12 protein-coding genes and 1 riboswitch are annotated in these 13,852 nt (G+C 49.7%); of the genes, 6 read left to right on the top strand and 6 right to left on the bottom strand.

Features of this window, described 5'->3' with window-relative positions:
- The first annotated feature begins 77 nt into the window (after positions 1 to 77).
- Both LCM20_RS15850 and LCM20_RS15855 read left to right on the top strand, forming a co-directional pair.
- Positions 78 to 1,097 (top strand): FecCD family ABC transporter permease, encoded by a 1,020-nt coding sequence (locus LCM20_RS15850; protein WP_225196460.1) that lies wholly within the window; start codon positions 78 to 80, stop codon positions 1,095 to 1,097.
- Positions 1,094 to 2,098: a FecCD family ABC transporter permease gene (locus LCM20_RS15855; protein ID WP_225196461.1), complete on the top strand. Its 1,005-nt coding sequence runs from the start codon at positions 1,094 to 1,096 to the stop codon at positions 2,096 to 2,098. The genes LCM20_RS15850 and LCM20_RS15855 overlap by 4 nt, the downstream gene beginning before the upstream one ends.
- A 531-nt stretch (positions 2,099 to 2,629) precedes the next feature.
- Here LCM20_RS15855 and LCM20_RS15860 read toward each other — a convergent pair.
- Positions 2,630 to 4,210 carry a glycoside hydrolase family 32 protein gene (locus LCM20_RS15860; RefSeq protein ID WP_225196462.1) on the bottom strand — a complete coding sequence of 527 codons (1,581 nt, stop codon included), beginning with the start codon at positions 4,208 to 4,210 and terminating at the stop codon, positions 2,630 to 2,632.
- A 243-nt stretch (positions 4,211 to 4,453) separates the two neighbouring features.
- Complete coding sequence (locus LCM20_RS15865; protein WP_225196463.1) at positions 4,454 to 7,324, bottom strand: glycoside hydrolase family 68 protein; 2,871 nt, start codon at positions 7,322 to 7,324, stop codon at positions 4,454 to 4,456.
- Between the two features lie 490 nt (positions 7,325 to 7,814).
- A riboswitch (purine riboswitch) is annotated at positions 7,815 to 7,916 on the top strand.
- A gap of 115 nt (positions 7,917 to 8,031) precedes the next feature.
- Here LCM20_RS15865 and LCM20_RS15870 point away from each other — a divergent pair.
- From LCM20_RS15870 to LCM20_RS15885, 4 genes are all read left to right on the top strand, one after another.
- Positions 8,032 to 9,228: a NupC/NupG family nucleoside CNT transporter gene (locus LCM20_RS15870; protein WP_225196464.1), complete on the top strand. Its 1,197-nt coding sequence runs from the start codon at positions 8,032 to 8,034 to the stop codon at positions 9,226 to 9,228.
- Between the two features lie 628 nt (positions 9,229 to 9,856).
- Positions 9,857 to 10,849: an LLM class flavin-dependent oxidoreductase gene (locus LCM20_RS15875; protein WP_225196465.1), complete on the top strand. Its 993-nt coding sequence runs from the start codon at positions 9,857 to 9,859 to the stop codon at positions 10,847 to 10,849.
- 95 nt (positions 10,850 to 10,944) lie between these two features.
- The gene (locus LCM20_RS15880; protein ID WP_225196466.1) at positions 10,945 to 11,262 is read left to right on the top strand and encodes a hypothetical protein; all 318 of its coding nucleotides are present in this window, start codon (positions 10,945 to 10,947) and stop codon (positions 11,260 to 11,262) included.
- Positions 11,259 to 12,206, top strand: a complete 948-nt coding sequence (locus LCM20_RS15885) for a M23 family metallopeptidase (RefSeq protein WP_225196467.1) — start codon at positions 11,259 to 11,261, stop codon at positions 12,204 to 12,206. The genes LCM20_RS15880 and LCM20_RS15885 overlap by 4 nt, the downstream gene beginning before the upstream one ends.
- 86 nt (positions 12,207 to 12,292) lie before the next feature.
- On the opposite strand, the gene LCM20_RS15890 is transcribed toward LCM20_RS15885, so the two are convergent.
- The 4 genes from LCM20_RS15890 to LCM20_RS15905 form a co-directional block, all read right to left on the bottom strand.
- Positions 12,293 to 12,451 carry a hypothetical protein gene (locus tag LCM20_RS15890; protein ID WP_225196468.1) on the bottom strand — a complete coding sequence of 53 codons (159 nt, stop codon included), beginning with the start codon at positions 12,449 to 12,451 and terminating at the stop codon, positions 12,293 to 12,295.
- Between the two features lies 1 nt (position 12,452).
- Entirely contained in the window at positions 12,453 to 12,629 is a 177-nt protein-coding gene (locus tag LCM20_RS15895) for a hypothetical protein (RefSeq protein ID WP_225196469.1), read from the bottom strand.
- A 63-nt stretch (positions 12,630 to 12,692) separates the two neighbouring features.
- On the bottom strand, positions 12,693 to 13,145 hold the full coding sequence (locus tag LCM20_RS15900; protein WP_225196470.1) for a flavodoxin: 453 nt from the start codon (positions 13,143 to 13,145) through the stop codon (positions 12,693 to 12,695).
- 2 nt (positions 13,146 to 13,147) lie between these two features.
- Positions 13,148 to 13,534 carry a hypothetical protein gene (locus LCM20_RS15905; protein ID WP_225196471.1) on the bottom strand — a complete coding sequence of 129 codons (387 nt, stop codon included), beginning with the start codon at positions 13,532 to 13,534 and terminating at the stop codon, positions 13,148 to 13,150.
- Between the last annotated feature and the right edge of the window lie 318 nt (positions 13,535 to 13,852).

Consider the following 13,852-nt stretch of genomic DNA (forward strand, 5'->3'; position numbering starts at 1 on the left):
AAACGATCTCCTTATTATATAATGGTCGTGTTTATTTTTGTAGAATCATAGTTTATGAGGAGGCCTTAGGTCAAGCGATGAACGACCAAACGAAGAGAAATAAAAGGCTGACCGCAACATTGATTTTGACGCTCGGCTTTCTTTTATTAATAGGATCGATGATTGTTTCGATTATGTACGGAGCGGCGGATATCAACCTCTCGACCATTTGGAACAGTTTGATGAGCTTCAATGGCACGGAACCTGCTCACCAGATCATCCGCAATCTGCGGATTCCGCGTGCGCTTGCGGCTGCGATGATCGGGGCGGCGCTTGCGATGTCTGGTGCGATCATGCAGGGGATGACGCGTAATGCGCTCGCGTCCCCTTCCATTATGGGGGTTACGGCCGGGGCGATGTTTACGATTGCGATTCTGTTCACCATCAACTCGTCCCCTTCGAACTTCACGATGATGATTTGGGGCTTTCTAGGTGCCGGACTTGGAACGGCCATGGTCTTCCTTGTCGGCTCGATTTCAAAGTCGGGGCTGACGCCGGTGAAGCTCGCGCTTGCAGGGACGGCGGTGACCGCGGTCTTCCAATCGATTTCGACGGCGATCACGATTCATTTTAACGTCGCAAAGGACATCAGCTTCTGGTATGCCGGTGGTTTATCGAGCATTCAGTGGGTACATGTACAGCTGCTTGCGCCGGTTTCAATCATCGGATTTGTCATTGCGCTGATTTTGGCAAAATCGATCTCGGCGTTGAACCTTGGTGAAGATGTCGCACGCGGATTGGGACAGAAGACGAGGCTGACGAAGTTCATCGGAACGGTCGTCGTCTTGATGCTGACGGGTGCTGCGGTTTCGGTATCCGGAACGATCGGGTTTATCGGACTTGTCATCCCGCACATCACCCGCTTCCTCGTCGGAGCCGATTACCGGACGATCATTCCGTGCTCGGCTATTCTGGGCGGAATCCTGCTTGTCGTGGCAGACACGGCGTCCCGCATGATCAACCCACCATTCGAAACGCCGGTCGGAACGGTGACGGCGTTGATCGGGGTCCCTTTCTTCCTTTACCTGGCCCGTAACGATGGAGGGAGTACATCATGACGAATGAACGTAAAAACTGGCTGATCGCGATTGGACTTGTCATCGGTATTTTCGCCACACTGCTGATCAGCTTGAACTTAGGTGTCATCAATATCTCACCGCTTGAGGTGCTCCAAACCTTCTTAGGAAACGGCGAGGATCAGAACGAAATGGTGCTGTTCCATTTCAGGCTGCCGAGAATGGTCATTGCGATTCTGATCGGGGCAGCGATGGCGGTCTCAGGCGCGATTTTACAGAGTGTGACGCAGAATGATCTAGCGGATCCCGGCATCATCGGCATCAACGCCGGTGCAGGATTCTCGGTCATTCTCTATCTCTTCTTTTTCCAAGGAAACGCCTTCGAAGGCACGCAGCTGTCGGTCTTCCTGATGCCGATTGCGTCCCTTGTCGGGTCGACGATCGCCGCTGTATTGATTTATGCGATTTCTTGGAAAAACGGGATCTCACCGATGAGACTCGTGCTTGTCGGCATCGGCATCAACAGTGCCTTCTCGGCGCTGATCATCATTTTCCAGTTGAAAATGGATCCGAAAGACTTTACGCGTGCAACGGTCTGGCTGTCGGGGAACATCTCGGGCACGGATTGGGTGTATGTCCTGACCCTGCTTCCGTGGGTGCTGCTGCTCATTCCGCTTGCGATGTCGAAGGCCAGTACGCTGAACGCTCTCCACTTCGGAGATGACGTGGCGGCGGGACTCGGTGCTGCGGTCGAGCGTGAACGCCGGATTCTGTTGTTGGTTGCCGTTGCGCTTGCCGGAGCCAGTGTCTCGGTCGGAGGTGGCATTGCGTTTGTCGGACTCGTCGTCCCTCACCTCGCGAGAAAACTGGTCGGTGTGATGCACGGCGCGGTGATTCCGATTTCCGCCTTGATGGGCGCGCTGCTTCTGCTTGTCGCGGACACGGTCGGACGGAACATTTTGTCACCATCCGAAATCCCGGTCGGACTTGTCGTCTCTGCGGTCGGTGGTGTCTACTTTGTCTATCTGCTTATGAAATCATAAAAAAAGCCCGCTTCCTCTAAGAAGCGGGCTTTTTCAGGATGTCGAGAAAGTCCTATCGGTTCATATAAAGTTTGAGAATCGGTGTTGGCGAAACAACTCGCTTTCCGTGGGCGCCCGCTGAGTCGCCTCGCTCCCTTCGGTCGCTGCGGGGTCTCATCTGTACTCTGCTCCCACAGGAGTCTCGCTGTTTCGCCAACACCTTTATGATAATGAGACGGAACCTCTTATGCTATCACCTAAAAAAGGCGATGAATGATTTCACGGAATAACATCCAGCCTTTCATATTAAGCTCCGTTCTGTTTCCACTACTTTCGCACAGTGGGGTGGAAAATGGCGAGACCCCGGAAGACGAAATCTGAGTTCAAAGTGATCAAGGATGTTCGAACTAAAACCGCCACGTCCTGTGGCAACGTCGAACGACCCAACGTCCTGTTGGGCCGCGGAAAGCGAGTTGTTTTCCATCCCACGCAGCACTCTATTCCGTACAGTACCTTTCTCACGTTAGGGTGAAAGGTTCTGTAACAAACGAATTATTCTTCATTCCAAATCGAATTCATCTCATATATTTTCATAGATTTCAGCGTCACGTCTCCGTTTTTGCTGTAGACTTCGAGACCGTCGGCTTCCTGGAAGGGGAAGATCCGGTTCGTCATGACTTGCTGATCTCCGTTTGCGAACAGTTCGACAGAAGAGCGGTCGACGAAGATTCTGAGTGTAACCGTTCCGTCTTTAGACGGGGACGGACCTCGGTAGACGCCTGGGAATCCTTCGTGGAAGCTGGTCTTTCCTGAGTTCATGCGGTCTGTGAAAATGAGATCGTTCTTTGTATCGTACCCGACGATGGTTTCTTCTTTCAGGTCTTCTGATCTGCGGACACGGAAGCCGAATTCGCCTGCTGTTCCGACGTCGAACTCCGCAACGATTTCGTAGGTGCTTGAGCTGAAGTCCTCAAGCTGGATTGGTCCACTTATCGTTTTATTTTCTGCTTCATACAGCACATCCCCGCGCAACGCCTCGAGTTCCTCGGCAGGCTGCTGGGCGAGCTGGACTTCTCCTTTTTCATCTGTGACGAGGGTCACTTCACGTGGGATCGACATTGCGCCGCGCCACGGTTCGGTCGGGACGTCGCCGGCGTACTGCCAGTTGCTCATCCACGCCATCCAGATCAGCCGGTCTTCTTTTCCATTAAAGGCTTGGGCGGCGTAGAAGTCCTTTCCGAAATCGGTCCAGTTGATATCGTCGGTCTTCTCTTGGCGGATGAAGTCAGTGCCGTTGAAGTCCCCGAGGAAGTACTGCCCTCCGGAACCGCCGGCGATGCTTCCCGGGTTCATGTCGACCTGTAGCACCCAGCGCGTGTCATCTTCCTTCCCGTCAACCGGAAGCTCGAACAGTTCAGGTGTTTCCCACACGCCGCCCTGTGCGCCGACTTCACCGAATTCACTCAAGTAATCCCAGTCGATCAGATTACGAGAGCCGTAGAACATGATTTTGTTCCCGGCGGCAAGCAGCATGATATATTTCTCTGATTCTTCATGCCAGATGACTTTTGGATCGCGGAAGTCTTTGATTCCAGGGTTCGGCACGACCGGGTTCCCCTCATACTTCGTCCACGTACGCCCTTTATCCGTGCTGTAGGCGATCCGCTGGTCCTGAACGTCCCCTGCACTAGTGTAAAACGCGACGAGTCCGCCCTCTTCATCTGGGAATAGGCCGCTCTTATTTTCCTCATCGGCGATGATACTGCCGGAGAAAATCATTCCGTGTTCATCGGGCGTCATGGCGACGTCAAGCTCCTCCCAGTGCACAAGGTCCTCACTGACAGCGTGTCCCCAGCTCATGTTTCCGAACTGGTCGCCTTTCGGATTGTATTGATAGAAAAGGTGATACTCTCCTTCGTAGTACACCATCCCGTTCGGGTCGTTCATCCAGTTCTCAGCCGGCGTATAGTGGAACTGCGGGCGGAAGGTCTGATCGTAATCTACGTTTTCCCCCGTCCCTTCTGCCAATTGCTTCGGCGGGTCATTCGGAGAGTTCACGAAGAAAATCACGATGAGAGATAAGAGAAGAGCCACGAGACCGGACGTTGATAAAAGGATCTTTTTGCTTGGCATCGTCATTCCTACTTTCTTTGAAAAAGTGAAACCACCCCGTGCTGTGGAGTGGTTTCGGTATTTGATTAGGGAGAGTTTAGTTGTGAGCAGCCCGTCGGTCTATGAAAAGGGTCGAGAATGGCCGTCTCACCACCGTTTCGGCCGACCGACTGCTCGGAAGCGGTCGTGAGCGTCTCCGTCACGACCGTTCCAGCATGTTTTCACTTCAAAAAAAACGCTGTGAGAGAGCTTCTCTCGTCGCTTTTAACGAAGGAACCATTGAAGGAACTTGTCCTTATTCATGTCCTCTGCGTTTTCTCCACCGAAGTTGATGAAGAAGAAGTTATCGAAGAAGTCGATGAACTGCTGGCTCTGTTGAATTTGGTTGCCATTGCCGTTCATGTCTCCGATTAGATTCGTCTGGTTATCGTGAGAGTTATCGCGGTTTACGTTGTTCTCTTCACGATCGATGTTCGTTTCTTCGTGATTGTTGTTCACGTTGTGGCTGTTGTTGTGCTCTTCTTGATGACGATTTTCATACTTGTCATCGTCTTTTTTGCCTTTATTCTTGTTGCCCTTATCTTTGTCTTTTCCTTTGCCTTTGTCCTCAGATTTTCCTTTGAAGTCTGAGATGACGCCCGGCTCAAGGGTATCTTTGATGGCTGTCTTCTTGCCTTTCAGCTTCAGTTCAACCGTCGGTGCCAATGTGCCGCCGAAGTGGTCGAATTGGAACTTCTCGGACTGGCCGCCGATTTCGTTGATCGTCAGACCATCAAGGTCTAGGAAGTTGGCGAAGCTGATCACTTTCCCGTCCGGAAGCACCATCCAGGAATAGCTTTGATACGGGTTATCTTCAGGGTTTGTCAAAACAAGTCCGCTTTCATTCAACGGCTTGTAGTCACCCTTCAGGCTTTTCGCATAGAACCCGTACAGGCCGTCTTCAGCTTTCTCATCAAGGCCAGGTGCGAATTTGTTTTTGTGTGTGCTTGTGAATAAGTAGTACTTGCCGCCTTTCACGACGATGTGTGGACGTTCAAGCTCCTGGTTCACTTCCTCTGCTTCAAGAAGAGGATCCTGTGCTGTGAATGCTGTCAGCTCTTTGTTATCAGCTTTCGCGATTCCGATGCTTCCGTTGAATAGAATCGACTGATCGAATTCTTTGAAGTTCTCTTTGGCACGCTCTGCTGGTGTACCATCTGTGTTCGCTTCAAATAGAATGTATTCTTCTTTTGTCTTCGGATCCTGGAAGAACCATGGATCACGGAACGTATAGGCGATGTCACCTTGTGCGCCCTGTGCTTCAGTCTGGTACACGTCACCTTCCGGCTCGAGGATGATGGTGTGATCGGACCAGTCTTCGAATGTGATCGCGCCGTCTTCTGCTTCGATGTCGGCAGAAGCTTTCGTCAGACGCTGTTCGTAGGTCAATCCTTGCTCGCCTTTACGACCTGTTGCCGTGTAGAACATGTGAAGCTCGCCGTCATCGACCATGGCAGATCCTGCCCACTGGCGTGAACCGAGCGCGTCCCCTTCAGGGAATACCTCGCCACCAAGCTTCCACTCTTCTCCTTTTTCACGGTAGAAGTAACGGATCTCTGCGATATCATGACGCTTACCTGGCAGAACATCTGCTGGTGCTGTCAGGGAGAAAATGATTTCTTTTCCGTCGATTGTGGCAACGGATCCGTCACGGTTACGCAACGGCCATGTGTCCCATACGTGCAGTTCTGGAGCGATTTTCTCAAGCTTATCACGGTCGATGTTCTCCATCGTGTTGTCTTCCGTGCGTTCGAACTTCTCGACTTGATCGGCTGACCAAACCGGTGTCGTCTCTTTCTCTTCCTGCTCTGGATATTCAATCTGACCTTCTGCTAGTTCGTCGACGATCTCCGTCTCCGTTCCATCAAGGTCGATTTTCACCGTTGGAGCGAATGAGCCTCCGAGCTGTTTGTTGCCATTTTCATCTTTGTATTCGTTGACGAATGAGATGACGTTCTTATTCGGAAGGACCGCCCACGAATAAGCTTGGAACGGATCTTCAGCTGGGTTTGCGACAACAAGTCCATTGTCATTCAACGGCTTGTAGTTGCCCCAAAGGTCTTCACTCACGAATCCGTATAGCCCGTCTGGCCCTGTAAGACCTGGTGCGAATGTGAACTCGTGCGTGATTGTGAACAAGTAATAGTTTCCGTCTTCATAAACGATATGAGGGCGTTCGAGCTGTTGGTTCACACAATCCGCCTCAAGCAGTGGTGGAAGAAGCTTGAACTTGCTTAGTGAACCTTCTTCAGATGCAACGGCGATTCCGACATTACCGTTGTAGTCTTCTGAGCCTGCTGGTACGTCATGGTTCTCACGGAAGGATTCGCTTCCGTGAGAACCAGGCTCACACGCTTTTGCGTCTCCACCTGTGTTTCCTTCAAACAGCAAGTACTCTTTGCCGGACTCTGGATCCTGGAAGAACCATGGGTCACGGAACGAGTAAATGATATTTCCCGTTTTTTGTGCCTGTGTTTCGTAATACTTTCCGTCTGCTTCAAGCAGGATTTCGTGCTGACCAGATGGCTTCACTTCAACACCATCTTCATTGGTCACTAGGCTCATCGTTGTACGGGCAAGACGCTGCTCGTATGTAACTTCTTCGTTTGATTTACGTCCTGTCGCCGTATAGAAAAGGTTGACCGTTCCGTCTTCCTCAAGCATCGCTGATCCTGCCCATTGGCGGGAACCGAAGGCTTTGTCCGGATCGTAGGATTGTCCACCGAGTGTCCAGTCCTTGCCGTCTTTCGAATAGAAGTAACGGATTTGTGCAACGTCGTGACGACCGTTCCACGTGTAGTCTTTCGATGCCGTCAGGGCAAATACGATTTTGTAGCCGTTCACTTGAGCGAGTGAACCATCGCGGTTGCGCAGCGGCCACGTGTCCCATACCCAGTAGTCCGGGGCCACGTCTTCAAAATTGTCGATGTTGCTCGGCGTGTTCTCAGGCGTGTTTTCATAGTTCTGCGCCATTTCACGCGTCCAGTTGGCTGCATCATTTTCTTCTGCGAATGCCGGTACATTCGATCCTGCTGCGATGCTGGCAGCAAGTGTGAACAGAACTCCTGTCTTCACAAGCGATTTGTTCCATTTCATGTTCGTTTCCCTCCTCGAAAATGTGAAAGATTCGTTACGCTTCAAAGCTTATATCGTGTAACATTTCCTGACAAACGCTGATTTGTGGAGGGCTATTCGGCTTACAAGGGCAGTCTCAGCCTGTATGTAACCTCTTACTTTTTACATGGAATCGATTACATATTGTGACGAAAATGTGACTTATGCTGGAGAAAAAATAAAGATGTATACTTCCTTTTCCCTGAGAACTTGGATGAAAATGTATACAATATTACATCTCAATTTGAAGATAGTTACAAAACAGTAACACTCTCGTTACAAGTATGTAATGTTTTCCACACTTTCCAAATAATTCGTTTTGGAATCAGAGGCAGATGATGATCGAGACCGGTGCCGACGTGTTCCAACATGAGTAGGGACTGGAATAAACAGAACTATAGTAATATTGTCTATTTTTCCACTTCTCCTTCTTCTATTGCCTGTCGCTGCGGGCTCTGCTACAATTCGAAACATCATAATTTCATAGGTTCCTTATATATACGTGGAAATAGGGTCCACAAGTCTCTACCCGGCTGCCGTAAACGGCCGGACTATAAGGAAAGAACGTGTTGATCATTATAGGTGAACGCCCTCTTTCCTTTTTTCATTTGGAAAGAGGGCGTTTTTTTATTCAATCAAGTGGTCTGACGTCTTACTTTATAAGGAGCCTCATCAAGGAGGATATATTTATGGATTTACTCACAGGATTATTATCATTACTCTTCATCATCGGGTTAGCTTGGCTGTTATCGAGCAACCGCAAAATGATCAAGTGGCACACGATTATCGTCGGACTGCTTCTTGAGGGGATCTTCGTCTTCACAATGCTCAATGTGCCGGCCGGACAGTTCGTTCTTGAGAAAGCCTCTTTCTTTATTCAAGGGGTCATCGACTACAGTTCAGAAGGAATCAACTTCGTCTTTGGTGCTCTGTTCAGCGAGACGGATATCAACTTCCTTTTTGCCATTAATGTGCTAGGCGCATTGATTTTCATTTCAGCTTTGATTTCGGCTCTCTATTACATCCGCCTGCTCCCTCTGATCGTCCAGTTTCTTGGAACGATCGTCGGACGTCTTTTGAAAACGTCGAAGGTGGAATCATTCAGCGCTGTCGGAAATACGTTTCTAGGTGTGGCGGAAGCGCCCCTTCTCGTCAAACCGTACCTCGCACGCATGACGCGCTCTGAAACGTTCGCCATCATGGTCGGAGGAACCGCCTCTGCGAGTGGTGCGATCTTGGTCGGATACGTTCAGATGGGCATCGACCTGAACTATCTATTAATCTCGATTTTCAGCGTTCCATTCGTTTCCCTCGTCATCGCGAAGGTGCTGGAGCCTGAAGCCGAAACGAGCGTACTTAACGACAATGAAGAAGTAACGATGTCACGTTCAGAACATGCCAACGTCTTCGAAGCCATCTCTGACGGCGCGGTCAACGGTGTGAAGCTTGCCCTGAATATCGGTGGACTATTGATTGCGTTCATCAGTATGGTCGCTCTTGTAAATGGAATGCTAGGATGGGTCAACACAGACTTATCCACCATCTTCGGTTACCTGTTCTACCCGTTCGCTGTCGTCATCGGTGTTCCGGTCGCAGATGCGTTCCAAGCCGCTTCCCTGATCGGTACAAAACTAGCAGCAAACGAGTTCCTCGCTTATGCGAGTCTGACCGATATGATGGATAGCCTGTCTCCTAAGACCATCGCCATCATGTCCGTTGCACTGTGTAACTTTGCCAACCTCTCTTCCATCGGTCAGCTGATTGTCGGACTCGGTTCCCTTGCTCCGAACAAACAGTCCCAAGTCGCAAAACTCGGCTTGAAAGCCATCATCGGCGGAACGCTGGCAAGCTTCATTACAGCTATATTCGTATCCATGTTCATCTAGTAAAAAGTTTGGAGAACGCTTCTGTTACAAATGTGGTGGACAGCGGGGTGGAAAATAGCTCGCTTTCCACGGCGGCCCAACAGGACGTTGGGTCGTTCGACGTTGCCACAGGACGTGGCGGTTTTAGTTCGAACATCCTTTTTCATTTATTAACTCAGGCTATGCCTGAGTGGATCTCGCCGTGGTCCGTAAATCCCGTAGGAGTCTCCCCATTTTCCACCCCGCTGTACGAAAGTAGTGGGAACAGAATCGATCAGAGATATAGAAGCCGAACGTTATTCTGTGCAAACATCGCCTTTTAAAAATGATAGCATCAGAGGTTCCACCCCCACTTCAATAAAGGTGTTGGCGAAACTGCGAGACTCCTATGGGAGCAGAGTACAGATGAGGCCCCACAGCGACCGAAGGAAGCGAGGAGACTCAGCGGACGCCCATGGAAAGCGAGTTGTTTCGCTAACACCGCTTCTCAAACTTTTAAAGAACCGATAGGACTTTCTCTGACAATTTGGAAGCACGTTTCTTCTATATAGAAGAGCGTGCTTTTTTTGATAAACAAACTATTTTGAGCCCCGAAACAATTTTGGTAAGATGAGACAAGTTAATCATTGAAAAAAAGGAGTTCATCATCATGTCTCTAAAAGATACAAAATACTCTGTTCTGGACCTTGTCCCTGTGCTTGAGGGCAAGACGCCCGCTGATTCATTCGAGCGGACGGTCGAGCTTGCCCAGCATGCGGAACGCTTGGGATATACGCGCTACTGGATGGCGGAGCACCACAATATGCCGGCGATTGCTAGTTCGGCGACAGCCGTTGCGATCAGTCACGTTGCGCATCATACGTCTACCATTCGTGTAGGCTCCGGGGGCGTCATGCTGCCGAACCATGCCCCGCTTGTGATTGCAGAGCAGTTCGGGACGCTTGCCACCCTTTTCCCGAATCGAATTGATTTGGGTCTTGGTCGTGCGCCGGGTACGGATCAGATGACAGCGCAGGCGCTGCGTCGTGATTTGAATAGTCGTGCGGAGGAGTTCCCGAATCAGTTGGAGGAGCTTCGTAATTATTTCGAGGGGAAAAATATCATTCATGCTGTGCCGGGTGAGGGGCTTGATGTTCCGATCTGGCTACTTGGTTCGAGTGGTTTCAGTGCTCAGCTGGCGGGGCGGCTGGGGCTTCCGTTCTCGTTTGCGAGTCATTTCTCTCCGAACAATACGCACGGGGCGTTGAACTTGTATCGAAGCAGCTTCACGCCGTCTGACGTGCTGGAGGCTCCGCATGCGATGCTCGGGGTCAATGTGGTCGCGGCGGATACGGACGAAGAGGCGGAGAAGCTGGCCACGTCTCAGCAGCAAGCGTTCTTGAATCTTGTGCGCAACACGAAGAATCTTCTTCAGCCGCCTGTCGATGATATGGATGAAGTGTGGACGCCTGGTGAAAAAGCGGCGCTTCAGCAGCAGCTCGGTGCTTCGATTGTCGGAAGTAAGGAAACGGTTCGTCGTAAGCTGGAGGCGTTCCAGGCTGAAACAGATGCGGATGAGCTGATGATCGTTTCTCAGATTTACGATCAGGAAGCGCGTCTTCACTCGTACCAGCTTGTGTCTGACATTATGAACGGTAAATAAGTGAGAGTCCCGGTGCCATTTGGTGCCGGGATTTTTCTATTATATGGAACCCTCTCACCCTCTCGTTCGTATGGAAAGAAAAGGAGGCGCTTTGATTGCAGATGTTACTCTATATTGTGCCACTGCTTCCCTTCGCCCTCTTGTTTTACTTTGCCTTTAAGTATTCAGGATATCGGAAAGGCAATATTGTGCTTCATTTGGATGAGTGGTATAAGGATCACGGGAAGTATGTGAAGGCGATCGAGAAGGAACTGAGGGAGCAAGGGAAAGAAGCCTATTACATGGGAAAGTTCCGGTTTGTTGTGGAGGGAAAGCGATATAAGTTGAATCCGATCATCGAGACGGTCGGCGGTGTTCCGGTCCAGCGTACGATTTTGGAACCGGATGAACGTATGGAGGAGGAAAATGGATGACGGTAAAAAAAGCGATGGCGGCTGCGGGCATGCTGTTGATTGCGCTTGTAGGATGCAGCGAGGAGGAAACGATGACAGAAGAAAACCCATCATTTGAACGCGCGGAGCTTGGGAATCATTTAGAGGATGGACACTACCAAACGGTCTATGATGAAACGAGCGGGGAATTTCAGAATCAAGTCCCCTTCAAGGACTTTGAGAAGCTTGGAAAGGAATTTCTGCCGAGTGATACCAACTTGACGCGGCAGTCCAGTTTTTCATTAAACGGACAGGACAGAGATACGTGGATCAGTGGAAGTGGTGACAAAGGTGTGCTCGCTGTTTTTGACGAGACTGAAACGATTGTTGGACTGCAGCTCCTCCCACTCGAAAGTCACCCCGAGACAGACGAATCCTATACGGATACGAGTTTTCAGCTTCCTTTTAACGGAGAATGGCTGGTCTATTGGGGAGGAACGAATGTGTTGTTGAACTATCATTATGAACATGAATCGCAGCGCTACGCCTATGACTTCCTTGTATCTGAGAATGGCCAATCCTTCTCAGGAGACGCCACGAAAAATGAAAGCTTCAGTGCGTTCGGCAAAGAGGTGATCGCGCCTGCTGGTGGTACCGTCGTGAAGGTGGTGGACGGCATCCAGGACAATACGCCGGTCGGTGCGATGAATGCTGACGAACCAGCGGGCAACTATGTGGTCATCGATCATGGGAACGAGGAGTATGGTTTCCTCGCCCATTTCCAAGAAGGGACAATTCAAGTGGAGGAAGGCATGGAGGTTGAAAAAGGCGATCTTCTTGGCTCGGCCGGGAATTCCGGAAACTCGAGTGAACCTCATATCCACTTCCATGTTTCGGACACGCCGGAGTTAATGGACGGTCGTTCGATTCGTGTGAAATGGGACGGGGATCAGACGTACACGCAGGGGCAGATGGTTTCGAATTGATCATTGGAGCGGATACTTCCGCTCTTTTTCTATGTCTATAAACGTCGTACATAAATAAATGAGCCCCCTATATCGGAAGCTCAACCTTACATATCATGATAGCGGGACACCTCTTCAAAAGCTTGTGTTCTTCTATCATTGTGTTCAATCTTCTCAGCCAATTTATTTTTATCGGGATTTCGATCAAGCCATATGGCCAATGCAATAACTACGCTGGTGAAGCCAAGAACGATCCAAATAACCATGTTAAAAACCTCCATGATTGTTCATGTCGTTGTACCTTGAAGCTTCACCGATTGCATTCGAACGGTTGTCATTATACTCGACTTGCTCCTCAATTTTCTTCACACGGCGGTTGCGGTCTATCAATAATCCGGTCGTAATCAGGGCAGCGAGGACACCAAGTACAATCCATCCAAACATGAAAAATCGCTCCTTTGATTCGTTGTTACTTATCTATACGAATGAAACGGCGATTCGTTTCAATTAAATGGAAACTTTCAAATGGTCTGAAACAGCTGCAGCAAAGGCTCGGCAGGATGCAAGGTCCTCCTCGGTATCCGGGTTCATTTCGATTTTGAGCCCTTCACACACCAACTCCGCCCCGCACTCTTTCACCCTTTTTTCCAACGTGTGGACGGCTTCGCAGTACATCGGATAGATGCTGTCGCCGGAACCGAATACGGCAACCGGAAGCCCGCTCAGATCTTCCTCTTCTAAGTCGTCATAAAAGTCTTCCACTTCATACGGCAGGTCGCCGTCGTTCCAGGTGTACGATCCAATCAGAACGGCATCGTAATCGGTCAGGTCAGACGGCTCCACGTCATCGATTTCTTCAAGCGTCACCTCGTGTTCCGCTGACAAGTGCGATTCGAGAAGGTCGGCGATGTCTTCGGTGTTGCCGGACATACTGGCAAAACAAATCAGGATGCTTGCCACCGTTACCCCTCCTTCACCATTGTCATCCCGGAGATGATGGTTTGTATCGTGTTCAATTGCTGTGTATGGGAAAGGAAAACGGCTTCCTCTCGATTGGCAAGGGCTTCATCAATCTTGTGCTGATGATAGTTGATTGACAGGTCGAGATCCATCGACGTGCGAAGCGCTCCTTTATGATACAGTTCATCGATAAATTCTGCCGACATCGGATACGGGTCCTCCTCGTTCTGCTGGACACAGGCGTACCATCCGATGTGATCGACGAAAAAGGGTTCGCCGATGATATGAAGGTGATCGCCTTTTTGGAACCGGACGATTTCATGGCAGGAACACCCTTTGTTTCCTTTCTCGTAACGGAAGGGTTTGAGTACGTACAGACAGTTTGGCATGGGGATGGCTCCTCTCTTTGTGTTAGTAACACTATAATTGATAATGATTATCAATGTCAACAAAACTCATAAAAAAACAGGCCCCCAAAAGGACCTGCTTTAATAAATCTATTTAATCAGGAATTATCATTACTCTTCTGAATGCGAACATGTTAGATGACATGTTTAAAATAATAAGTTGACGCATCTTTTTCAAAGAGACCTTAACTGAATTTGTCTTTCGAACAAGTTTTTGAAATAATTAACTTTAAACCACTCAAAAAGTAGCAAGAATGCTTTGTAGCTATGAATTGAGTATTGTATATAGAGAAAAGAACC

Origin of the sequence: Halobacillus litoralis (assembly GCF_020171725.1) — a bacterium.
GTDB lineage: Bacteria > Bacillota > Bacilli > Bacillales > Halobacillaceae > Halobacillus > Halobacillus litoralis_F.